Here is a 22,021-nt window from a genome sequence, read left to right as displayed (position 1 = left end):
AACCTGGCTAGTGTTGAGGGTAACTTATTACCGGGTCAGTTTAGTGAACAAAGTTACAAGAGTTTCGACGCTTTGCTGAGCCGGGTGTCGTTCCATGATTTTTTGACTCAACCGTTTGCCCATCATCTGGCGTAATGCCGGTGTGTGCAGTAGGGTTAGAATTCGGTCGCTCATCGCATCGAGGTCGAGATAAGGAACCACAAATCCACCATCCGTTTCAATCAGTTCAGGAGAGCCGCCAGCATCTTCGAAACAGACCACCGGTACACCACACAATCCTGCTTCAAATACGACAAGTGGATAGGGATCTTCACGTGAGCAGAGTACAAACACGTCGAACCGGCTCATGTAGCGCAGCACATCGGGAGTAGGTGGGATCAGGTGAACCCGGTCTACAAGCCCAGCCTTTCGTATGTCAAGTAATAAGTCGCTGCGTAATGTACCATCCGGAACCCCCACCCACACAAAATGTACGGGCCGTTCCTGACTTTTTTCACGCCCAATAACCTGTCGGGCAAGCGATATGAACAAATCATTTCCTTTGCGCCATTCGGCATTGCCACAGCCACCAGCGATCAGTGCATTTGCCGGGAGCCCCAACGACGGATAAATGCTTGGTTGCGACATTGCTTCCCGAACATTCCGTTCAAGTGAAGGTGTATCGATTAGCGTATACAGCGTTATTCGGGCCGGGTCAAAGCCGTGTTGCTGCTCATAGTAACGGGCAGTTGCTTTGGATACGGCCAGCAACTGCGTGGTTCGGTTCAGGAGAAAGGCCAACTCGTCGGGGCGGGTATAAATCTGAACCGACATGTCTAGTTCATGAACAAACGTAACAACAGGTATTTTTTTGGGAAGGTTTAGCTGGCCAAACCAGTGACCGCTGGTTACGGTATTGACCAGTACCACATCCGTCGACTCCAGTTGTAGCTGCTGACTGATAGCCTTTTGGTGGGCAGCCTGTTTCTGTTTATAGAGCCTTTCCCATAAACCTAATTTCCCCAGTATTTTATCGGCCAGTTCATTAACAACGTAGCGGTCAGGAGCAGGCCAGATCGTGACGGGGCATATCGCTCGATACTCGTCTAATAGCGGGCCACCATCCCCCAGCAGCAGGTGCATGGACATGCCTTGTTCCTGAAGCAGGCGCATCAGATTCAGCAAGACAAGTTGCGCCCCGGCGCGGTTGGCATCGTGGCCGATGAGAAGAAGATTTTTCAACTGGTACGAAAAAGGAATAGGGGTGTAAAGAGAATAGGGGGAAGAAAAGGTGTTTTCTTCCCCCTATTCTCTTTACACCTTCTTATTTAGTATGCTTCGTAACTTGGCTTGGGAAGTTTCTTGGCAGGGTTTCCAAGGTATAAGCCCCACTCGTCGGTGTCTTTATATATTGCCGAAGCCATGCCAACAAGTGTTCCGGTTGCGATATGGAGAAAATCGCGGATGGTGCTGTTTACGCCAAAAAAACAGTAAGGTTCAATCACACAGTGGCCCGACATGACTACGTGTGATGTAAAGAAAACATGATCTTTTATTTCTCCGTGATGGCCAATATGATTCCCACTCCATAGGACAACATTGTTTCCGATGGTAGTGAACGGCTGAATCGTGTTATCTTCCAGAATGAAGCAATTCTCGCCAATTTGGTTACCAAACAAGGTTGCTTTAGAGCTAACATAGGATATGAATGCATAGCCTTTAGCTTTCGCTTCGAGATAAATCCGTTCCCGGTTACGGTTCATGTTTCGGCCGGTCATTGGCGCAAAAAACTTGTATTCATGGGGTGGAAACAGCGTTTCGACGTCTTCGAATGCTACTAATGGTAACCCCTTAAACTCAGGGCCAGTCATGTACTCGCGACTAACGGTAAAGGCCACTACCTCGTGTTCAGAATCGTGTGTGAGGTAGAAATGGGCCAGTTCAGCGGTATCCATCACCCCAAAAATGATAACTTTTGCCATATTTAAATCAGGAGTGAAGAGCGAAGAATCAGGAGAGAGTATTAGCTGACACAATCAAAAAGTGTGCAATAACTCATCCCTCCTTATTCCAGCTCCAAATACTATATTAATTCATATTCACCCAACAGGGCCTGCACACTGCCCGGGTCGTTAAACATTAAAGCATCGAGGATAGATAACCAGGGAATGAACTCACTTCGTCCAAATTGTGGGTATTCCACTCTTTTAGCTTTAATAAAATTGAGGTCAATACCCGCTTCGGTAAATGTAGGCTTGTCGTATAACTCCATGCCACCAATTGGATTGATGTAGCGGGTCGCTTTCTCCTGCCGACAAATATCCAGTATTCGCTCCTTGCCTTTCAGGTCTGTGTTGTTATAAATCGATGAGGAGGCAACCAGCTTGGTCGATAATCCCAGATATTGATTTAACTCAACCAGGCTAAAATGGACCAGGTCAGCTATCGAGTCAGTTGTAAAATTGATGATTTTTTCAGTAAGGGGCATTACCGTTTGATAATGAGGTGCTTTTCGATACCCCTGCTCAATGGTCTTCAGCAATTTACTTCTCCATTTGTGGTCATCTGCCAGATGTACTTCATTGATACGCTTGTTCTGGCTGGCGTCTTTGAGGGGTATGGTAAACAGGTGCTCCTGACCATTTATCAGCAATTTGTTCCGGTTAATCCAACCCCGGTTGATAAATGCGACGTCGTCATATAGTACAAATGTATCGACCGCGCTCATCAGTTGCATATAGCCGATGTAAGGCAGAAAGTAGGGCTGCATGATGGCCAGCGTCATAGGCAGGGTGGAAAGAGTTGGATGTATTAGGCGTGAAGGGTAGCGATTGAACAGTTGCTGACGCACGCAGAGAATCAGCAACTGTTCACTCACTGCCACTCACTCTTTTTTTAGTTTTCGTAAATAATAATCTTCACCGGGTACGATCATCCGATTGCGCATGGTGGTATCTGTACCTAAACGAATGTCGCCGGGCTGGGGCGATATAACGCTTTTATCGAAGAACAGGTAGTCTGCGTTTTTCGGTATGGGTTTCAGCCCCTGTTCAAACGGATGGATTGCAATAAGCCGTCGGGATAGTTCAGGACCATAAAGCGGGTATTCGTAGTCGTCGTTGATGGTGGCAAGAGCTACGGTGGCATTGGCCGGTACTAACTCGTCAAATCGTTTATAAGGCACATAGGTATCCGGCCGTCCAATCGTCATTTGCCGAACCCGATCGGACTGAAAAGCGGACGGAAACGCAATACCATCGGGAGCTGTCCAGGCGAAAGGCAATGCGCGCGTATTTAAGAACACACACATCAGGGCCGATAAGCAACCCATTACAGTGATCGCACCTACGTATGTTTTCCAAACAGTTCGCTTAGGCACATCGACGCTAGTACGCGGATGAAGGAACAGTAAAGCCAGAAACGTAATGCCAAACAGACCTGTTTCGATAAAATAACGACCTTTGAAGGGGTCGTAAGGAGCAGAATAGGAGAGGGCCGCAAAATGGAGCACCAGCGCAATTCCCAGATAGACGTGTGGGGTCGATCGGATAACGCCAATCAGTACGAGAATCAGTAACGGTAATACAAGCGCAAACCCAAAGACACCCCAATAGGGATTGGCATTATAAAAGGCAAATTTCCGGTCGAAGGCGAAAGGCTGGATCGAGAAATCGGTTTCTTCATCCAAACGCATGTGCAGCTTGTCTTCTACCAAAACAAGCGGCTGCCGGATGGCATGGTTTACATCGGCTCCGGCTTTGACGTTGCGAATACCATCCAGATTGATATGGTCAAAAGTGTACCGGACCATGTTTCGGCTTCCCTGCTCAAGCAGGTTACGTAACGAGCCAGCCCGTTCAACTGACTGGTGCTTTAAAGCTGTCGGTGGGCCAATGGGGTGCCCAAAGACTTCAATATTTTTAAGGTAACCCGTTGGCAATGTCCACAAACAGACGCCAACAACAATGGCTCCGGCCAGACGCCAGGTTCTGCCAACTGTAACAGCTATGGATCTTGACAGGAAAACTGTGTAGATCATAATAACAAATACAGAGGGCAACAGAAGTGCAAATGTGATCTTATGCCCGAAGGCAATGCCGAACGCCATACCGGCCAGATACAGGTAGCGATTATCTGACGTTTGTTGTGTGGTCGTGCTGTGATAAGTAAACAGCATATACAGCAGCACACTTAAATAAGCTGTCAAAACAATGTCTGTCTCGGTCGTAATGGCCTGCATCAGAAAGTCTGGCAGCAGGGCGTAAGCCAGAGCGCAGAAAAAACTGGCTGATAGCCGGTTCTGTCCAATGCGTTGAACTATACCAAAAACCGCAACAATTGCTGTCCAGTAGCTGAGATGATGAATAAACTTAAAGCCGTTCTCGAATCGACCCGTTATCAGAAACGAATAAATTTGTAGCGTACAAACACTTTTTGGATACGTATCGATATTCCAGTTGGTACCGCCGAAATGCCGCATAGTGCCTCGCTGTATGTATTGCATCACCCGGTTCAGGTGGCCGGTCATACTATCCCATTCGTTCGGGACGGTGAACAGCACCAGCAGTACGTTTACGACAGCAATGATAACCAGCGTAGCGAACAGACTGGAGAATAAAAATCGGGGATAGGCTGATAATCCGGCAAACCAGCTTTGTGCGGTCTGCCAGCGTTCGTTGACCAGGGCTCTTAACGAGAATCGATCCTGCCTGGGAAGTAAAAGGGTCAAAAGAGAACGTAACAGTGTAGCTGTGATGAAGACAGACACTGCCCAGACCGCAACGTTAGCCGTAAGATAAAGCGCTGATAGAACAAAACCTGTTAGAATTACGCTGCCAGCGCCTAAAATAAAGGTTGTCAACCACCATTCAACTAGTGAGCGCCGACAGAGACCTGTGGCGATTCGACCGACATAACTAACAAAGAGCAGGAGAGAAATGCAATAGAGACTACTCATAATAACTAAAATGCCCCACTGGGATAGTACTGACAGCTGATCCTATCAGTGAAAAGCGACCAGTCTAAAGACAAAGAGGCTATGGGAAGTACATCAAACACTTTCGGGTACCGTAGCGACTACCATATTCACAATGGCGGCAATACGGTCGACATCTGCTTCCGCTAAATCTGGATAAAGTGGCAGACAAAGGACGCGCAGGGCCACATCTTCAGAAACGGGACAAGGCTGTGGGCTGGAAGAGCCTGGGGCAAACGTAAAATCAAGCGTATTGAGCGAAGGGTAAAAATACCGACGTGGCATGATACCGTCGGCTTTCAAGGCCTCCATAACTCTGAATAACATTTCTTCAGACTCAAGAACTACCGGATAATACGCGTAATTGTATTCCATGCCCGGCAGGAGCGACGGTCGTGTTATTTTAGAAAAATCCAGTTGTCGATCATAAAAGCCAAACCGTTCTTTCCGGGCCGCAATCAGCTGGGGCACTTTAGGTAAAACACATAAGCCCATGGCCGCGTGCAGTTCTGAATTTTTGGCATTGATGCCCACACCAAAGTAGTTGTCATTTTGGTGGCCAAACGAACGGAAATGGTGAAGTTTTTCAGCCATTTCGCTATCGTTGGTCACAATACAACCCCCTTCAACGGTATGGAAAACCTTGGTGGCATGAAAACTGCACGTGCTCAGATCGCCATAACTTAAAATGGATTGGCCATTATACCGGGCCCCAAACGTGTGGGCAGCATCATAAATAACCTTCAGGTTGTATTTATCGGCTATGGCTTGTATTTGCTCAATCTGGCAGGCGTTGCCATACACATGAGTAGCCATAATGGCCTGTGTATTTTCTGTAATGAGGGACTCTATTTTGCTGGGGTCGATGTTATAGTCGCCTGGGTGGATATCCGCAAATACGGGTGTACAACCTTCCCATAACAGGGCATTTGTTGTGGCCACATACGAGAAAGGCGTTGTAATAACTTCTTTTGTGATGTCCAGCGCTTTCAGGGCCAGCTGGAGTACGATGGTTCCGTTTGTACAGAATTTAAGGTACTTCACGCCAAGATATTCCTTCAACTGATTTTCCAGTTCCCGAACCAGCGGACCGTCATTTGTCAGATGAACGCGTTCCCAGATACCCTTCAAGTATGTTGTATACTCTTCAAGATCTGGTAAATATGATTTTGTGACATTAATCATTAATCGGGTAAGAGTATGAGTAAACAATAAACAAGCTTAAGTTAACCGTAAATTAATTAATGCGGCAACTTTTAACTTTATTACTATTCACTGGTGACGGGTTCCAGCATCTTTGTAATGAAAGGTATCTGCGGGCGCACATAGCCTGGCCATTTTCCATACCAGGCGATACCCTCTCGATAGTCTTCTACATCAAAGGTAATACCTTCTTCCATAACGTAGAGGGGCGTAACGGTATCCTTTACAATCATCATCGAAATTGTATAAGATCCATCATTCAAAAAGAATCCCGGAATGGTGCATTCACCCACAATGAGTCCTTTACCATACGGCTGAGAAAGCGTGCCAATGTTGAATATACACTCACCCGTCATCGAGTTTAGATGTAGGCTTAAGTTTAGGTTGGCATGGTCCATCAGATTCCAGAACTCAAACCGGAACTTCATCGACGTCCGAACGTCGATATGGGTTAACTCCTCCAGGTAATCTGGTACTAATTCAATTCGCTTAACACGGACCAGATCATTACCCGGCGCTTCTTCCGGTGTTTCCCATTCCCGCTTGAGCCGGGTTTTAGACACTTTACTCAGGTAAGAGGCAATGACCTGATTGGTTTCACCCTGTTCGATCAACTGACCTTTTTCAAAATAAAGCGTTTTGTTGCATAACGCCTGCACCGCTGTGAGGTTGTGACTTACAAAGATGATTGTTCGGCCGCTGGCGGAGTTGTCGCGCATTTTGCCGAGACTCTTTTTCTGAAATTCGGCATCACCCACCGCCAGAACTTCATCCACGATCATGATTTCCGGATCCAGATGGGCAGAGATGGCAAAACCGAGCCGCACATACATGCCCGATGAATAGCGTTTTACGGGAGTGTCCAGAAATTTTTCAACACCGGCAAAGGCCACAATTTCATCGAACTGCTTTCTGATTTCACTGCGGCTCATGCCCAGCAGAGAACCGTTCAGGTAGATGTTCTCCCGACCGGTCAACTCCGGGTGGAAGCCCGTTCCTACTTCCAGCAAACTGGCTACCCGACCGCGAATCCGAACAGTACCGGTCGTGGGCTCGATAATCTTGCTCAAAATCTTGAGCATCGTCGATTTGCCGGCGCCATTGTGCCCCACGATCCCGACCCGGTCGCCCTGTTCGATGGAAAAGTTTACATCGCGAAGTGCCCAAAACTCTTCGTGTGTTACGGCATTCTTATTTTTTTTGCCGCCGAACATATTGCGGAAGTTCTCTGCAATAACATCGCGCAACGTATTTACACCTTTGCCTTTTTGATGGTCAATGATGTAGTGCTTACTTATATTTTCAACAGTGATGACCGACATAGTTCACAACGATTTACCAATTACGATAAACGACTTCAGGATTTTTACTTTTCGTAACGGGACCGGTAGTACGGTCATTCAGTATAGATCGTGAATGCTTAAATATCATCCACAAATGTATTCTCACGTTTGCGGAAAAAGTAAAGCGACAGGGCTAAACAAACCCCAACGATGCCAATTGATATAAGCAGACTTTGAGGATTGAAATAGGCTTTTTCGCCAAGCAACGACCACCGAAAACCATCAATAATACCCACCATAGGGTTCATCCAGTAAAATGGATACCACCACTCACCGCTCTTGTCCGCTACCAACCGACTACTGTAAGCAATTGGACAAACGTAAAAACCAATCTGTACAATAAACGGAATTAACTGACCTATATCCCGGAAACGCACGTTTACGGCAGCGAAGAAAAGCCCAAATGCGAAAGAGGCTAATAGGGCCAGTACAATAAACGCAGGGAGCAAAAGCAAATGCCAATCGGGAATGAACCGATACCAGATAGCTAGAACAATAAATAAACCCAACGAAACCAGGAAGTCAATAAAGCTAACTGCTATCGAACTAATCGGCATGATTAGACGAGGGAAGTAGACTTTTGTAACAAGGTTGGAATTTAGGGTAACGCTGTTGCTGATCTGGGTAAAAGCGGTTGAGAAAAAAGTCCAGACAGTAATGCCTCCCAAAACCATTAGCGGATAAGGAACGCCAGGGTCGGCTGGTAACTTTGCGATCTTGCTGAACACAAACACCATGATCAGCATCGTCGTTAACGGACGAATAAGTCCCCAGGCTGTGCCGAGAGCCGTTTGTTTATAACGGACTGACACATCCCGCATAGAGAGTATGTACATCAACTCTCGGTTTCGCCACAGATCGCGCCAGTAATGCCGCTCCGATCGGCCTGGCTGTATGATTACTTCTTGTGTTTTCAAATCAGTTACTCGTGTTAAGTATCAAGTGTGGAAGTTACTTATTCTTCCCGCATGATAGAACGGTAGGTTTCTCTAAAGAAGACAACCAGGATAGCCAGAATAAGACCCAAGACTATGCCAAGCTGCAAACCGGCAGTAGCAATTACCTCCCTATACAACGGGAAGTATATTGGTTTTATAATTGTAAAAAGAGGTGTTTCCCGTATCAGGGACAACCGCATATTATCCTGCTGCTGAAGCACCTGATAATACAGGTTGGTTAAGAATCCTGAAGTACGTGTCAGTTTACTTTCTCTGATGCGGGCTTGTGCAACCACAACCTGCTGGTTCTGATCCATAAACTGCGCAAGGGAGCTTTCTGTACCTGTTACCAGTCTGGCCAGTGAGTCGGCCCGCTCGGTTAGAAGGTCATACATCTCACGAGTCTTCTTGGTTTGTTTCTTCTGATAGTCTGTTTCGATTGTTTTGAGGTGCGTGCTTAAAAACGAAGCGGCCAGATCCTCATCTTCCATAAAACAGCTTAGCTCAATAAAAGACGATTTCCGTTCAGGTTGTTTAAGGGCCATCTCCGTACCAATCCGTGTGAAGATATCAGTCATGGCAATCTGCTCCAGCTTGGTGTATTCGCTGGGCAGCTTCGGCCTTTTGAAATAAAAAGCCCTTAATGAGTCATTATCTTCCCACTCCAGATCACGAATACCGCTATGGCGGATATAGTAATTTACCAATAAGGTATCTTTACCCTTTATGGTATCGGTTTGCATCAGGGTCTTCTCAATAACTGGCCGCGACTTGGCGTAGATCAGGAAGTTGTCTCCCGTAAAAATATTGGCATCCGGAGCCCCGGAACTTAGCCCGAAAGCACCTGCCAACTGTCCCAGTTCACCGCCAAATCCACCACCCGATGATCCGCCACCCAGGTTGAACATGATCGTGCCGGTATACGTGATCTTCTTCCTGTGCGACTTATCATATATAAAGCCAATGATGCCACCAATTATGACAAAAGCGGCTAACAGCTTCCAGTTGCGCTGAAAGACATACTTTATCTGAGATACTTTTAAAAGAACAGATTTAGGGGAAATCTGATCGGGAGGCAGGGGTCTAGTGGCTGCCAGGTGATTGTTGGTTGTCGAATCTGTTGCGTTTGAAGAATCCATAAACGGAAAAAGCCTTTTTAATTAACCCGAGTAATTAGGAGAATCGTAGTAACAAGTGTTAACAAAGAACCTGCGGCTCCAACAGTTGATGACAATATTTGCGAAACGGTAAGTGGCGTGGTCGTCTTTTTCGGAATCACGATTTCGGAGCCAGGCTCAACCCTTGGGTACAGGTTAAAGAACATGAATTTCCGGGTACGATCAATCGAACCGTTGGCATAGACAACGAAAGCCCGGCGTTTCTGCGATTTGGCCGTAAAGCCACCCGTTTGTGAGATATAATCCTGGAAAGTCTGCCCGCTACGATACTTCACCGTATTTGGCAATTGTACTTCGCCCTGAATACGCACCGTCTCGAGTAATTTAGGAATCCGTAACGTGTCCCCTTCCTGCAGGAGAATGTCTTCCGATGATCCCGGCTTTTCAAGAATTTTCTTTAGATTGATACCAATGGCCTCCGATACATTAGGCGTAATGACGTCTGTTTCAACCGCTGTCCTTACCGTATTGTCAGCCACTTCTTCAATCGCTCGCTGACGTCGTTTTAATTCGTCTGTACTCAGTTTTACCGGACGAATCAGCGTGGCTCCTTCCACATAAGCCTGAGGGGTAATGCCACCTGACTGAATGACAAGATCTGATATTTTCTGGTCTTTTGACCGGATAGGATAGGAGCCTGGAATAATGACTTCTCCCGTAACAACAGCGTACGTCTGAATAACGTAGTTAGGCGATCGACGCACAATAATCTGGTCAAAGGGCTCTAAAATAAAATCTTTGTTGGCATCTACATTCAGAGAAAGATCACGATTTACATTAAACCGAAAGGTTTCTGCAATCTGGGCCGATGGAGAACGGGGGTCGGCGTCTTTCTTGCGACGGATGACTTCGACAATCGAGGCTGCTGCCGACTCGCGAAGACCACCTGTGCGCAGCAAGGCATCATTTAATGTCATGTTGGCCATATACGGCATTTCACCATCCGGACTATTGACTTCGCCCTGTACCGAAATATTGGCTGGTTGAACAAAATCGAAGCGCGAAGGAATGATGATCTGATCTTCCCGTTGTAAAGGCACATCCGGCTCGGTTCCAGCCAAAACGTTCGCCAAATTAACCGACAGGTTCTCGATGGCAAGATCCTCACGCGTCCGTATTATCGTTATTCTACCCGTAAAAGCATCCCCTTTGAGGCCTTCGGCTGTGTTAATCAGCTGCTTCAGGGTCTTATTATTATCCAGTGAATACTGACCTGTTCTATATACAGCGCCCTCAATGGTCACCTGATTTTCAAAACGACTTAACAACCGCTCAACGTTGACAATGTCGCCGTCCTGCATAACGAATGTTTTGAACTCGGGGGTTGTCACATCAATGATTTTGACTTCGCGATCCGTTAATCGGGTAACTTTCAGGCGATTTTTGTAGGCCTGTGCAGCAAAATCTCCAGCGTAATAAATTAGGCGTTCCAGTGTCTCGCCCGGCAGCATTTCGAAAATATTAGCCCGCTTAACCGTTCCACTTATTTCAACCTGTTCGGCAAAGGTTGTGAAGCGAATATTGTCATTGTCCTGCAGACGAAGGTCATTCCGTTGAATTCCGTTCAGAAGGTAGTCGTACAGGTCAAGGACGGCTACCACTTTATTATTGCGTATCAATTGTACCTTTCGATAGGACCCAATATCGTTGGGTCCTCCGGCCTGATAAACGGCATTCATTACCGTTGATAGGGAAGAGAGTGTGTACGTGCCGGGGCGAACAGCATCACCCGTTACTGTTACGCGTATACTCCGAATCGTTCCTCCCAGGGAAACTTCAAGAAATGTATTTTGTGGACCATAGGCTGTTTTCTGCAAGCCTACGAAACGTTTGGAAAGCCGACTGATGATTCGGGCCTTCGTTTGTTCAATTGTCAGGCCGGAAACAAAAACGGGCCCAACCCCGGTAGCCTGTGCAAAATAGATATTACCATCCGGCGAAACGAATTGAGTGAAATCCGCTTCTGAATAACCGTACATCTGGATGTTTAACTGATCCCCGGCGCCTACCACGTAGTTTCTGGGCGTTGCAATATTCAGATTCGGCTCGAAGGTTGATTGCATAGCCGGATCATTAAAAAGTGCATAGCCGAATGTTTTTCGACGTCTTTCCTCTATTTCTTTGCGTTGCGCCCGTTCAGCGCCAGCTTTTATAATTTCCTCGTCGGTCATCGGACCTGTATCTGACGTATCTGTGGATACCGCCTGCTGATTGGGATTACCCTTAGTTCGGATAATGGGTGATTGTGTGGCTGTTGTACGGCCTTTGACACCGGTCTGAGCGGGTCCCGAACGGCCTTTCAGTTGTTGTTGGGCGTTAGCCGGTAAATTATTGATATTTGCGCCTTGTGGAATAGCTGTACCAGATGGAAGACCCGAAGGCATACCGGGACGGGCGGCCCCGGGTGCCGTTGCCGCGCCATTACCTGTTGTTCCGCCGGCGGGCGGGGCACCAACTTGCGCGTGTGCTGCCAAGCCAATTCCTGTAACTAATAGAAAGGCTAAGTGAGAGCTAAACCGAAGTCTGATAAGAGCAGCAACAAAAAGAAAAAATTTTGGCGACAAGACGTGGAAAATTCTTAGATTTTGCATATTTTTAAGATGTCGAACGGCATGACTACAATAAAGATGCAGCTAGCATCTAACGTTCAGTAGGCTCAGGTAGTACATAGTGCAGTTCACTCGGCAAAGTAAGCGAACTTTTGTTGGATTATAAATAGTTTCGTATTGGAAGGGAACTTTTTGTTCTGGTTTCCAGCAAGGTATAACTTTTCCGATGTTGTGCTGCAATGGCTAGTTCGAGTCATTACCCCCTTTTAGTCTTTTAGTTAACAATCCTATTATGTCAGAATTGCTGAATCAGCCTGTTCAATACAACGAAGATAGTATACGCTCATTAGACTGGCGTGAACACATCCGTTTACGGCCAGGTATGTATATTGGTAAACTCGGTGACGGGTCTGCGGCCGATGACGGTATCTACGTGCTTATCAAGGAAACGATCGATAACTGTATTGATGAGCACGTGATGGGCTTTGGTAAAGTTATCGACGTGCGCGTAACGGACCATCGGGTTGAGGTTCGCGACTATGGCCGTGGAATTCCCCTTGGTAAGGTTGTGGAGGTCGTTTCTAAAATCAATACCGGTGGTAAATACGACTCGGGCGCCTTTCAGAAATCGGTTGGCCTCAATGGCGTGGGTACTAAAGCTGTTAACGCGCTCTCTACCTACTTTAAAGTTCAGGCCTTTCGCGACGGACGTACCGTTTGGGCTGAGTTTGAACGTGGCGAACTTAAACAGCGTGGCGAAGATGCTACCAACGAACGGAACGGGACGCTGATCTGCTTCGAGCCTGACGATACAGTGTTTAAGAATTTTCATTTTATACCTCAGTTTCTGGAGAATATGATCTGGAACTATTGCTATTTAAATGCAGGCTTAACCGTCTCGTTTAACAAGCAAAAGTACATTTCGCAAAATGGGCTGCTGGATCTGCTGCGTGATAAGACGAAAAAGGACGAAGAGTCACTGCGTTATCCGATCATACACCTGAAAGGAAATGATCTGGAAATCGCCATGACACACGGCAACCAGTATGGTGAGGAATATTACTCGTTCGTGAACGGCCAGTACACCACCCAGGGCGGAACTCACCTGAATGCCCTCAAAGAAGCCGTTGTTGAAACGGTTCGTCGACACTTCGATAAAAACTATGAGGTATCGGATATTCGCTCTTCGATCATTGCTGCCATAAGTATACGTGTCCAGGAACCTGTGTTTGAGTCGCAGACAAAAACAAAGCTGGGTTCGCAGAACATGTCTCCCGAACCCAACGCGCAGTCGGTCAGTTCGTTTGTCAAGGATTTTGTTAAAGAACGTTTAGATGACTTTTTGCATATGAATCCAACGGTACGGGATGCTTTGAAAAAGCGGATCGAACAGTCGGAACGTGAGCGAAAAGAATTGGCTGGTATCAAGAAACTGGCCAATGATCGTGCCAAAAAGGCAAGTTTACACAACAAAAAACTGCGCGATTGCCGAAACCACCTGCCCGACCTGAAAGCTGATGATCGCTACCAGTCTACGCTCTTTATAACCGAGGGTGATTCGGCCAGTGGTTCCATTACCAAATCGCGCAATGTGCAGTCGCAGGCCGTGTTTAGTTTGCGGGGTAAACCGCTTAACTGCTTTGGTTTGACAAAAAAAGTAGTGTACGAGAACGAAGAATTTAATTTGCTTCAGCACGCGCTGGATATCGAAGAGGGCCTCGAAGGGTTGCGGTACAATCGGATCGTCATTGCAACGGATGCCGATGTCGATGGAATGCACATTCGATTGCTGATGCTTACGTTCTTTTTGCAGTTCTTTCCTGATCTGGTTAGAAATGGACACTTGTATATCCTCGAAACGCCCTTGTTTCGGGTACGTAATCCAAAAAATCACAAAGAGACCACCTATTGTTATTCAGAAGAGGAAAAGCAAACGGCTATCGATAAGCTGACCAAAGGAGGAAGGAAGGTGGAGATCACACGATTCAAAGGATTGGGAGAAATTTCGCCAGATGAGTTTGGTCTGTTCATTGGTGAAAATATGCGCCTTGAACCCGTTATTATGGAGAAGGAAACATCTGTTTCCAAGTTGCTTAGCTATTACATGGGCAAAAATACACCCGATCGGCAACGCTTCATTATCGATAATTTGCGTGTCGAGAAAGATGTCGATGAGGTAGCGTTGGTGTAGAAAAGTCAGCCCGTCGGTAAGTCGGTAAGTCGGTAAATGCTAAGTTTGTATGCTGGCTTAGTGCTTACCGACTTATTTACTTACCGACTTACTGACTTTGTTATGACTTTAGAGTCTCTCCGTAACGATATCGACGCCCTCGACGATCAACTTTTGACGTTGCTTAACAAACGGATGGAGCTGGTTCGCCAGGTGGGTGATCTCAAACGTTCAACGAATACCGTTATTTATCGGCCCGAACGCGAGAAGCAGATTCTGGACCGCTTAAACGAACAAAATAACGGTCTCCTGAACCGCCCTGCCATTGAGGCTATATTTCTGGAAATCTTCGCTGTTTCCCGAAATCTCGAACTTCCCGAACGGGTTGCTTATCTGGGGCCCGAAGGCAGCTTTACACATCAGGCAGCCGAAAGCCGGTTTGGGGCCATGAGTGCCTACATGGCACTTCCCACCATTCGGTCGGTCTTCGAAAGTGTTGAAACCGGTCGGGTACGGTTTGGCGTAGTTCCCATCGAAAATAATCAGGAGGGTGTGGTTGAAGAGGCTATTGATCTGCTTCTCGAAAAAGACCTGCGCATCGCGGCTGAAGTCCAGATCCCCGTGCATTTTACGTTTGCTACCAAAGCCGAAAACTTATCGGATATCACGCATATCTATTCTAAAGATATCGCCTTCAGGCAGTGCAGCCGATTCCTGAACGACTATTTTGATGAACTGAAGGCTGAGTTAGTGCCAGTCGAATCGACCTCCAAAGCCGCTAAGCTAGCGACTCAGCAGCCCAACACGGCCGCTATTTGCTCTCATATTGCGGCAAAACTGTTTGATGTTCCCGTTCTGTTCGATAATATCGAAGATAGCGACCTGAACCGGACGCGCTTTCTGATTCTGGCGAAAGATTTTATAAATCAACCCAGTGGTCATGATAAAACCACCCTAATTGCCCGACTGCCAAACACGGAGTCGCCGGGTGTACTGGCCGAGTTTCTACAGGAATTCAATACCCGAAATATCAACTTGACCAAAATCGAAAGCCGGCCTTTGCGGGATGGTGCTACCTTCCGGTATTGGTTTTTACTTGAGTGCGAAGGGCACGCAAATGACCCTGACCTGCACGAGATCCTGAACCATCACTCTGCCGAAGTTAAGCTTTTGGGAAGTTACGTCCGGGTGAGTTAAACACGCATCGTTTTTTGCCGGTTATATTCTAAAACTAATCAAACGTATGGAAGCCAATACCTCATCGGAAAATCCTGAAAAACTCGACCGAATTGTCGAAGCCCGGATGAAACTCAAACGACGCTTTGAGGAAAAGATGGCCCAAACACCTTCCATGGCTGATGGTATCGACGGACCTGAAAAACCACGGGGTTCAGGTCCGATTAACCGGCATGGGATGCCAGCCGTTCCTGTTGGACAAACGGTGACTACCAAATGGCCGGTTTTGGATCTGGGCTACCAGCCAAGTATTCCGCTCGATAAGTGGCAGTTGAATATTGATGGCGAAGTCAATCATCCGGTTCGGCTGAAGTGGGAGGATTTAATGGCTCTGCCGCAAGTAGAAGATACCAGCGATTTTCACTGCGTGACAACCTGGTCCCGGCTGAACGTTCCCTGGGTGGGCGTACGATTAATCGACCTGGCGGCTTTAGTTGATCCTAAAAGTACCGCTACCCATATTATGTGCTATGGGTACGACGGCTACTCAACCAATGTGGCCCTTGAAGAAGCTTTAAAACCCGATGTACTTTTGGTCCATACGGCTGATGGGCAGCCTTTAACCCGCGAACATGGCGGACCCCTTCGGATGATTACCCCGCAGCTATACGCCTGGAAGGGATCGAAGTGGATTAAGCGCATTGAATTTCTGGACAAGAACCAACTTGGCTTTTGGGAAGAACGGGGCTATTCGAACACGGCCTATCCGTGGCGGAACGATCGGTATTCTTGATAAATTTAGTTAGTAAGTCAGTGAGCGGCTTTGCCTAAGTCGGTTAGCGGCTATCGCGAAAGCAATACCCGCCTGGCAGATACTTATCGACTTAGTCAAAACCGCTTACTGACTTACCGACTAACTCTCAATAAACCCATAACATAACATGTGGCAGATGGTCATTTGGGCGTCTTCTACACGGCCGTAGTGTTCATCCTGAATAACGATGCACTCATGAGCGAGGTCAGCTACCTGTCCACGCTTCCCACCCACGAGGGCCAGCGTAGTTAATTTGTTTTCATTGGCCCATTTCACCGCCTTGACTACATTAGGCGAGTTGCCGCTTACACTGAGTGTAAGGACCAGGTCGCCGGGACGGGCATAATTCTGAAGTTGCCGGAGATACACATCTTCATAAGCATAGTCATTCCCCAGAGCCGTAATCCAGGAGACGTTTTCGTTCAATGACAGGCAATGGAACCGTTTGCCCATTTTATCTGAGGCACTTTTCCCGAGATCGGTTATAAAGTGAGACACATTGGAGGCACTCCCCCCGTTCCCGAAGGCAAAAAGCTGTCTATCCTCTTCCCAGCATTTTTTTATCAGGCTGATAAAGTGCTCAACCTGATTCAGGTCAATGGCATCGTATGCGGCTTTCTGCCGGTCAATATAAGTTTGAAAATAAGTCAGGTTCATGGATTCAGGTATTAGCGAAAACTGATGAATGAAACAGGAAAAATTTAGCTGAATGCCTTCATTAATCAGCCTTCATCATTAAGGTTAATGCGCCCACGGGCACAGCATCTTCTCCAAGTTTGGCGAGTAGAACGATTGGTGGCGGTTGAAACGATTTCATCGTAAACCGTGGGAGTGTCTGCCGTACGGCAGCCCGAAGTGGCTCACCGATCAGCGATAAACCCCCTCCCAGTACAATGGCATCGGGATGAAACAAATGAACGACATGGGATAAACCCAGTGCCAGAATTGACCCGATTTGTTCGATCAGCATCTTAGCGACGGGATCACTGGCTTCGTAGGCCTGGTGCAAAAAACGGGCCTCTTTGCCTATAGAACCGGATGTATGAGCTGCCAGAACAGCCATTCGTAAAGCCGAATCATCAGGTAACTGAGGCAGAAGGTCCCTGATCTGCTGGTCGATTGCCCAACCCGAAACGGTTTGCTCAATCGTTTGACCCGGTATCGTGGAACCATCGTTACCGGTACTTGGTGGAACGAGCCAAAGATGGCCAATTTCGGCTTCGCCCGGCATCGCTCCGTGGTAAAGCAGCCTGTCAACGACCATTCCCCCGCCAACGCCACTTCCGAGTGTCACATAAAAAACCCGGCTAAATCCAGTGGCAACCCCCTGGTGTGCTTCCCCCAATGCCGCCACATTTGCATCATTTTCTATTCGGACGGCAGCGCCGGGTACTTGTTGCTTCAGCCAGCTGGCCAGATCGAAGTCAGCCCAGCCGCCGATCTGATGTGAGGTTGCAATGCGGCCTGTCTGCCAGTTAACGGGCCCGCCAAAGCCCACACCAATAGCGTCGGGCGGCTCTGGTAATTGCTGGATAGTGGTGGCTATCTGAGCTAAAATGCCCTCCGCTCCCTGTTCCGGATCGACCAGAAATCGAAATCGCTGGATGATCTTCCCTTCTGAATCCCCAGTGACTATTTGCAGTTTTGTACCCCCAATTTCAATCCCAAGATTCATGTAAAAAATCAGTTAATAACGAGTGGTAAGGGGTTATAAAAAGAAAGCGATCGTTTCTGCTAAAGGACACATCCAAGCCAACATACTAGTTTTAATTGCGTTTCATCGTAGCACGCCCGAGGTAAATCTCATCCCCTTTCAGTGTAAGCGTAGTATAAAAGCTATACCCATTCTGCACATACCGCAGCATGACCCTATTGACCTGCGTAGGCTTTGCGTAGGCTTTTGTGGCCGCCACCAGAATCTGATCGCCTTTAACAATAGCCCTGACAAACGGAAGGTCATGGGTTTTAAGTTGGTTTGCATTGTATTTGTACCAACTCTTGCCCCCGTCGTATGAACATTCCGTCGCTTCGTTGAGGTACGTTTCATGTCCGTCGAACATATCGCCATGATGCCTGAACAGACGCCAAAGTCCGTGAACGTAATGTTCATAACAGGCATAATTTCGATCATTGCCAACCCCCTGATCATTTGGATTGGCTGGTGTTGGCTGGTTCGGAGTCAAGTCACCCTGATCATCCCAGAATAGAACCCCGTAAGCACCCGTGAACCAATAAAAAATTCCAGTCCCTTCGGCAATAACGGGAGGAGCGGGGTGCTCCGCTTTAGCACTGTTGGGCAAGGTACTTTGAGAATTAAATAGCCATTGCCAGGCAATTCGCTTTTTTGGGGATAGTTTCCTATTGACCTCTTGCTCGCCCAGTAAAGCAGCTAACCAATGACGGTCTCCATTGCCGGTATGAGAGATCGAATAGTCGAAGTCAGGATACACGTAATAGGTGCCGGGCATTTGAAAATCGGCATAATGGCTAAAGGATTTACCGACAATCTCATCCGGCATACCCCGCTGTCGGCTGGTCGTTGTGTGTTTGGCGGGCGCCGACCAAAGCCAATCCGGAGCGGCTGTATAATCTTCTGCTTTCGAATAGCCGACGCTGTTATGTAATACGGGAGCAATGGAGCCAACTTGTGTTTTTGGGCTAACATTGTCCTTTATTGTTTTAAGCATGTAGGTGTACAGGTTCGCCTGTTCCTGCCGGTTTCGGGCATCGATCTGGTCGTTTTCGATATCCAGGAATATAAACCCAAAGGTGCTTTTCATACCATTTGGCGGGCAGTCGCCGAAGCCAAAGCAGCCTCCGCTTAATTCCATCGACGCCTGATACAATGTATTTCGGCTGGGAGGGGTTGTGCCTGCCGGAGGAATGCGGTAGATGGTTTCATTCGCCTTTTGACTATCCTCGGCCCACGCTAACCCGAACAGATCCCTAAAATAACCCCGGTATATAATAACCGACCGCTGGTCGAAGGTTAACGCGCTTTTCCAGCCATTGGGTTGCTGACCATCTTTCAGGATCTCAACGCCAGGAACCATTCGGGTTTGGTCGACAGCAGAAAAGCCACGCCTGAAGATTTTAGTAGGGTCTTGCTGAACATGAAGGTTGCGTCCGGCTCCGCAAAAGGTTATGGTCTTGGTGGCAGGGAGTGTGAAGTCGCTGACTATATCCAAATTGTAATATCCTTTTTGCGTAGAAGGGGTAGGCGTGAATTGGGAGCGTGGAGTAGTTGCCAGCCTGGTTTGGGGGGGTAGCGGCCCCGCCAGATACACCGCATCGGCCGTTGATAAACGGACCGAATGCCAGTACCAATAGCCGATACCCACCAGAGCGATCAGGAGCCCTGAAGTAAAAAGTTTCACAAATGGCTTCAAGGTAATTGAATTTGCGGGCTGAGCGTTAGAAGGATACGCCCGGTTATCCAGTGGTAATGATCACTGGATAACCGGGCGGGTGCCTGGGTTTATTCCTGGTCTATATACCGCCTGGTAATTGGTTGGTAAGAGTCGATTCGGCGATCGCGGAAATAAGGCCATGTTGTGCGGTATTTTTCTGAGAGAGCCAGGTCCACCGTTTGCACATGAACAAGTTCCTGATCGTGGGGAGCAAGATAGAGTAATGAACCAAACGGATTGGCGACGAAAGAACCGCCCCAGAATTGCTGGTCGGCTTCCCGACCGACCCGGTTCACGGCCACTACGTGCACACCGTTGGCAATAGCATGACTGCGCTGAATCGTTTGCCAGGCGTTATATTGCTCTGTATTCTGAGCCGGATCAGGTTCGTTCGTATCCCAGCCAATGGCGGTAGGGTAAAATAGAATTTCTGCACCCATCAGGGCCGTAATGCGGGCCGCTTCCGGATACCATTGGTCCCAGCAAATAAGCACACCGATCCGAGCAAATTTGGTGTCGAATACTTTGTAACCGAGATCGCCGGGCGTAAAATAAAACTTCTCATAATACCCCGGATCGTCCGGGATGTGCATTTTTCGGTATTTACCCAGGTAGGTCCCATCAGCATCCAGCACAGCAGTCGTATTATGATAGAGACCCTGCGCTCGTTTCTCAAAAAGAGAGGCTACGATAACGACACCCAGCTCACCAGCCAGCTTCCCAAGCCGCTCCGTAGTGGGCCCCGGAATGGCTTCGGCCAGGCTGAAATTATGATGGTCTTCTACATCACAGAAATAGAGCGATGTAAATAATTCCTGTAAACAAACGATTTGAGCACCTTTCTGGGCCGCTTCACGAATGCCGCTAATGGCTTTTTGAACATTGGTCTCGACATCTGCCGAGCAGCTCATTTGTACTAAACCGATATTGACGTTCTTTGACATAGGGCAAAAATAGGAGCTCTTTTGCGATAGCCCCAATTTTCAACAAAAAGCTTATCGGGTGGGTTCGGGTTTAAGGCGTAAGGATAGCTAGTTTGATTCGTAAAATATGAAGTATGAGCCATGATTTTTTTTAGGAAACCGCCTGTACTGAACTTGAAACATTGACCGTAAAGCAGGAACTTTAGCCGTTGAACCTCTAACCTAGAAAAGACATGACGTCTCGTCGAAATTTTCTCCATACAACCGCATTAACCGGTGCTGCTGCAACCCTGTTACCCAATGCTTTATGGGCCAGCACTAAACCCGCCAAAGATAAGCTCGGTGTTGCTTTGGTTGGCCTGGGCTATTACAGTACTGACCTGTTGGCACCAGCGTTACAGAAAACAAAAAATTGCTATCTAGCCGGCATTGTAACCGGAACCCCGGCCAAAGCCGAAAAATGGAAAAAGCAGTATAACATACCCGACAAGAATATTTATTCGTACCAAACGTTCGATCAGATTGCCAATAACCCTGACATTGACGTGATCTATGTTGTCCTGCCGCCGTCTATGCACGAAGAGTATGTAGTTCGGGCTGCAAAAGCGGGCAAGCACGTTTGGGTTGAAAAGCCGATGGCCGTAACGGCCAAAGAATGTCAGAACATGATCGATGCCTGTGCAAAAAATAAGGTCTCTCTGGCAGTAGGGTACCGACTGCATCATGATCCTAACACCCAGGAATACGTCAAAGGGTTGCGCGACGGTAAAATCGGTAAAATTCAACTGGTCAACTGTTCGGCTGCCTATTATGATGCCCGTACCGATCACTGGAAGCAGAAGAAAGAAATGGGTGGGGGAGTAATGTATGACATGGGTGTGTATGTGCTGCAGGGCGCCCGGCTGGCAACGGGAGAGGAACCCATTGCTGTAACGGCCCAGCAGTACACATCCCGGCCGGATGTTTATAAGAATGGCCTTGATGAGACGTCGATGGCCCAGCTTACTTTTCCGAGCGGGGCGCGGGCAGTGGTGCAGTCGAGCTATGGCATGAACATGAATTTTATGGACGTGATTGGTAGTAAAGGCACCCTTCGCGTGGAACCGTATTCAGGGTATAATGGGGTGAAGGGAATCTGGAATAATGGGGGAAAAATCGAGCATCCTTACGAAGTTCCCATGCAACAGGCCCGACAAATGGACGACGATGCCGAAGCCATTATGAACAAAAAATCGATGCTGGTTCCGGGGGAAGAAGGATTACGGGATATAAAAATTGTTGAAGCCATCTATCAGGCCGCCCGAACCGGCAAAGAAGTAAAAATTAGCTAAAAATTTTGTCATTCAACAAAAGATACGGGCTT

At 47.6% G+C, this 22,021-nt stretch carries 17 protein-coding genes; 4 read left to right on the top strand and 13 right to left on the bottom strand.

The features are described 5' to 3' along the window. Positions 1-27: 27 nt before the first annotated feature. The 9 genes from ACYVK4_RS18925 to ACYVK4_RS18885 all read right to left on the bottom strand — a co-directional run bounded on the left by ACYVK4_RS18925 (position 28) and on the right by ACYVK4_RS18885 (position 12,207). Positions 28-1,221 carry a glycosyltransferase family 4 protein gene (locus ACYVK4_RS18925; RefSeq protein ID WP_461129088.1) on the bottom strand — a complete coding sequence of 398 codons (1,194 nt, stop codon included), beginning with the start codon at positions 1,219-1,221 and terminating at the stop codon, positions 28-30. Between the two features lie 86 nt (positions 1,222-1,307). After that, the gene (locus ACYVK4_RS18920; RefSeq protein ID WP_461129087.1) at positions 1,308-1,961 is read right to left on the bottom strand and encodes an acetyltransferase; all 654 of its coding nucleotides are present in this window, start codon (positions 1,959-1,961) and stop codon (positions 1,308-1,310) included. A gap of 101 nt (positions 1,962-2,062) precedes the next feature. Next, the gene (locus ACYVK4_RS18915) at positions 2,063-2,764 is read right to left on the bottom strand and encodes a WbqC family protein (protein ID WP_461129086.1); all 702 of its coding nucleotides are present in this window, start codon (positions 2,762-2,764) and stop codon (positions 2,063-2,065) included. A gap of 99 nt (positions 2,765-2,863) precedes the next feature. Beyond that, positions 2,864-4,936 (bottom strand): ArnT family glycosyltransferase, encoded by a 2,073-nt coding sequence (locus ACYVK4_RS18910; protein ID WP_461129085.1) that lies wholly within the window; start codon positions 4,934-4,936, stop codon positions 2,864-2,866. Between the two features lie 93 nt (positions 4,937-5,029). Beyond that, positions 5,030-6,139: a DegT/DnrJ/EryC1/StrS family aminotransferase gene (locus tag ACYVK4_RS18905; RefSeq protein WP_461129084.1), complete on the bottom strand. Its 1,110-nt coding sequence runs from the start codon at positions 6,137-6,139 to the stop codon at positions 5,030-5,032. 83 nt (positions 6,140-6,222) lie between these two features. Further along, positions 6,223-7,479 (bottom strand): ABC transporter ATP-binding protein, encoded by a 1,257-nt coding sequence (locus tag ACYVK4_RS18900; RefSeq protein ID WP_461129083.1) that lies wholly within the window; start codon positions 7,477-7,479, stop codon positions 6,223-6,225. A gap of 98 nt (positions 7,480-7,577) precedes the next feature. Further along, the gene (locus tag ACYVK4_RS18895; RefSeq protein ID WP_461129082.1) at positions 7,578-8,417 is read right to left on the bottom strand and encodes an ABC transporter permease; all 840 of its coding nucleotides are present in this window, start codon (positions 8,415-8,417) and stop codon (positions 7,578-7,580) included. A gap of 38 nt (positions 8,418-8,455) precedes the next feature. Then, complete coding sequence (locus tag ACYVK4_RS18890; RefSeq protein ID WP_461129081.1) at positions 8,456-9,577, bottom strand: hypothetical protein; 1,122 nt, start codon at positions 9,575-9,577, stop codon at positions 8,456-8,458. A 17-nt stretch (positions 9,578-9,594) separates the two neighbouring features. Further along, entirely contained in the window at positions 9,595-12,207 is a 2,613-nt protein-coding gene (locus tag ACYVK4_RS18885) for a polysaccharide biosynthesis/export family protein (protein ID WP_461129080.1), read from the bottom strand. A 250-nt stretch (positions 12,208-12,457) separates the two neighbouring features. Here ACYVK4_RS18885 and ACYVK4_RS18880 point away from each other — a divergent pair, with 250 nt between their 5' ends. The 3 genes from ACYVK4_RS18880 to ACYVK4_RS18870 all read left to right on the top strand — a co-directional run bounded on the left by ACYVK4_RS18880 (position 12,458) and on the right by ACYVK4_RS18870 (position 16,304). Next, positions 12,458-14,356, top strand: a complete 1,899-nt coding sequence (locus tag ACYVK4_RS18880; protein ID WP_461129079.1) for a DNA topoisomerase IV subunit B — start codon at positions 12,458-12,460, stop codon at positions 14,354-14,356. A gap of 102 nt (positions 14,357-14,458) precedes the next feature. Further along, positions 14,459-15,532 (top strand): prephenate dehydratase, encoded by a 1,074-nt coding sequence (gene pheA, locus ACYVK4_RS18875; RefSeq protein ID WP_461129078.1) that lies wholly within the window; start codon positions 14,459-14,461, stop codon positions 15,530-15,532. A 46-nt stretch (positions 15,533-15,578) separates the two neighbouring features. Then, positions 15,579-16,304: a sulfite oxidase-like oxidoreductase gene (locus tag ACYVK4_RS18870; protein ID WP_461129077.1), complete on the top strand. Its 726-nt coding sequence runs from the start codon at positions 15,579-15,581 to the stop codon at positions 16,302-16,304. 120 nt (positions 16,305-16,424) lie between these two features. Here ACYVK4_RS18870 and ACYVK4_RS18865 read toward each other — a convergent pair whose 3' ends face one another. The 4 genes from ACYVK4_RS18865 to ACYVK4_RS18850 form a co-directional block, all read right to left on the bottom strand. After that, positions 16,425-16,982, bottom strand: coding sequence for a D-sedoheptulose-7-phosphate isomerase (locus ACYVK4_RS18865; protein ID WP_461129076.1), 558 nt, complete (start codon positions 16,980-16,982; stop codon positions 16,425-16,427). Positions 16,983-17,043: 61 nt separating this feature from the next. Then, positions 17,044-18,000: an ROK family protein gene (locus ACYVK4_RS18860; protein ID WP_461129075.1), complete on the bottom strand. Its 957-nt coding sequence runs from the start codon at positions 17,998-18,000 to the stop codon at positions 17,044-17,046. 91 nt (positions 18,001-18,091) lie between these two features. Further along, a complete protein-coding gene (locus tag ACYVK4_RS18855; protein WP_461129074.1) occupies positions 18,092-19,702 on the bottom strand; it encodes a hypothetical protein in 1,611 nt (536 codons plus the stop codon). 101 nt (positions 19,703-19,803) lie between these two features. After that, the gene (locus ACYVK4_RS18850; RefSeq protein ID WP_461129073.1) at positions 19,804-20,679 is read right to left on the bottom strand and encodes a carbon-nitrogen hydrolase; all 876 of its coding nucleotides are present in this window, start codon (positions 20,677-20,679) and stop codon (positions 19,804-19,806) included. 212 nt (positions 20,680-20,891) lie between these two features. Here ACYVK4_RS18850 and ACYVK4_RS18845 point away from each other — a divergent pair, with 212 nt between their 5' ends. Continuing rightward, positions 20,892-21,989, top strand: coding sequence for a Gfo/Idh/MocA family protein (locus ACYVK4_RS18845; RefSeq protein WP_461129072.1), 1,098 nt, complete (start codon positions 20,892-20,894; stop codon positions 21,987-21,989). The last annotated feature ends 32 nt before the right edge of the window (positions 21,990-22,021 follow it).

The sequence above is a fragment of the Spirosoma aerophilum genome, assembly GCF_054782495.1.
The sequence above is the reverse complement of the archived record's forward strand: the minus strand, read 5'-3'. Positions and strand labels throughout refer to the sequence as shown.

What these genes read in the sequence shown, in the direction of transcription:
- ACYVK4_RS18915 (WP_461129086.1), bottom strand. Translation starts at nt 2,764, where the DNA reads ATGACGCTGGCCATCATGCAGCCCTACTTTCTGCCTTACATCGGCTAT.
- pheA (WP_461129078.1), top strand. Translation starts at nt 14,459, where the DNA reads ATGACTTTAGAGTCTCTCCGTAACGATATCGACGCCCTCGACGATCAA.
- ACYVK4_RS18880 (WP_461129079.1), top strand. Translation starts at nt 12,458, where the DNA reads ATGTCAGAATTGCTGAATCAGCCTGTTCAATACAACGAAGATAGTATA.
- ACYVK4_RS18900 (WP_461129083.1), bottom strand. Translation starts at nt 7,479, where the DNA reads ATGTCGGTCATCACTGTTGAAAATATAAGTAAGCACTACATCATTGAC.
- ACYVK4_RS18890 (WP_461129081.1), bottom strand. Translation starts at nt 9,577, where the DNA reads ATGGATTCTTCAAACGCAACAGATTCGACAACCAACAATCACCTGGCA.
- ACYVK4_RS18885 (WP_461129080.1), bottom strand. Translation starts at nt 12,207, where the DNA reads ATGCAAAATCTAAGAATTTTCCACGTCTTGTCGCCAAAATTTTTTCTT.
- ACYVK4_RS18905 (WP_461129084.1), bottom strand. Translation starts at nt 6,139, where the DNA reads ATGATTAATGTCACAAAATCATATTTACCAGATCTTGAAGAGTATACA.
- ACYVK4_RS18920 (WP_461129087.1), bottom strand. Translation starts at nt 1,961, where the DNA reads ATGGCAAAAGTTATCATTTTTGGGGTGATGGATACCGCTGAACTGGCC.
- ACYVK4_RS18850 (WP_461129073.1), bottom strand. Translation starts at nt 20,679, where the DNA reads ATGTCAAAGAACGTCAATATCGGTTTAGTACAAATGAGCTGCTCGGCA.
- ACYVK4_RS18870 (WP_461129077.1), top strand. Translation starts at nt 15,579, where the DNA reads ATGGAAGCCAATACCTCATCGGAAAATCCTGAAAAACTCGACCGAATT.
- ACYVK4_RS18865 (WP_461129076.1), bottom strand. Translation starts at nt 16,982, where the DNA reads ATGAACCTGACTTATTTTCAAACTTATATTGACCGGCAGAAAGCCGCA.
- ACYVK4_RS18910 (WP_461129085.1), bottom strand. Translation starts at nt 4,936, where the DNA reads ATGAGTAGTCTCTATTGCATTTCTCTCCTGCTCTTTGTTAGTTATGTC.
- ACYVK4_RS18845 (WP_461129072.1), top strand. Translation starts at nt 20,892, where the DNA reads ATGACGTCTCGTCGAAATTTTCTCCATACAACCGCATTAACCGGTGCT.
- ACYVK4_RS18860 (WP_461129075.1), bottom strand. Translation starts at nt 18,000, where the DNA reads ATGAATCTTGGGATTGAAATTGGGGGTACAAAACTGCAAATAGTCACT.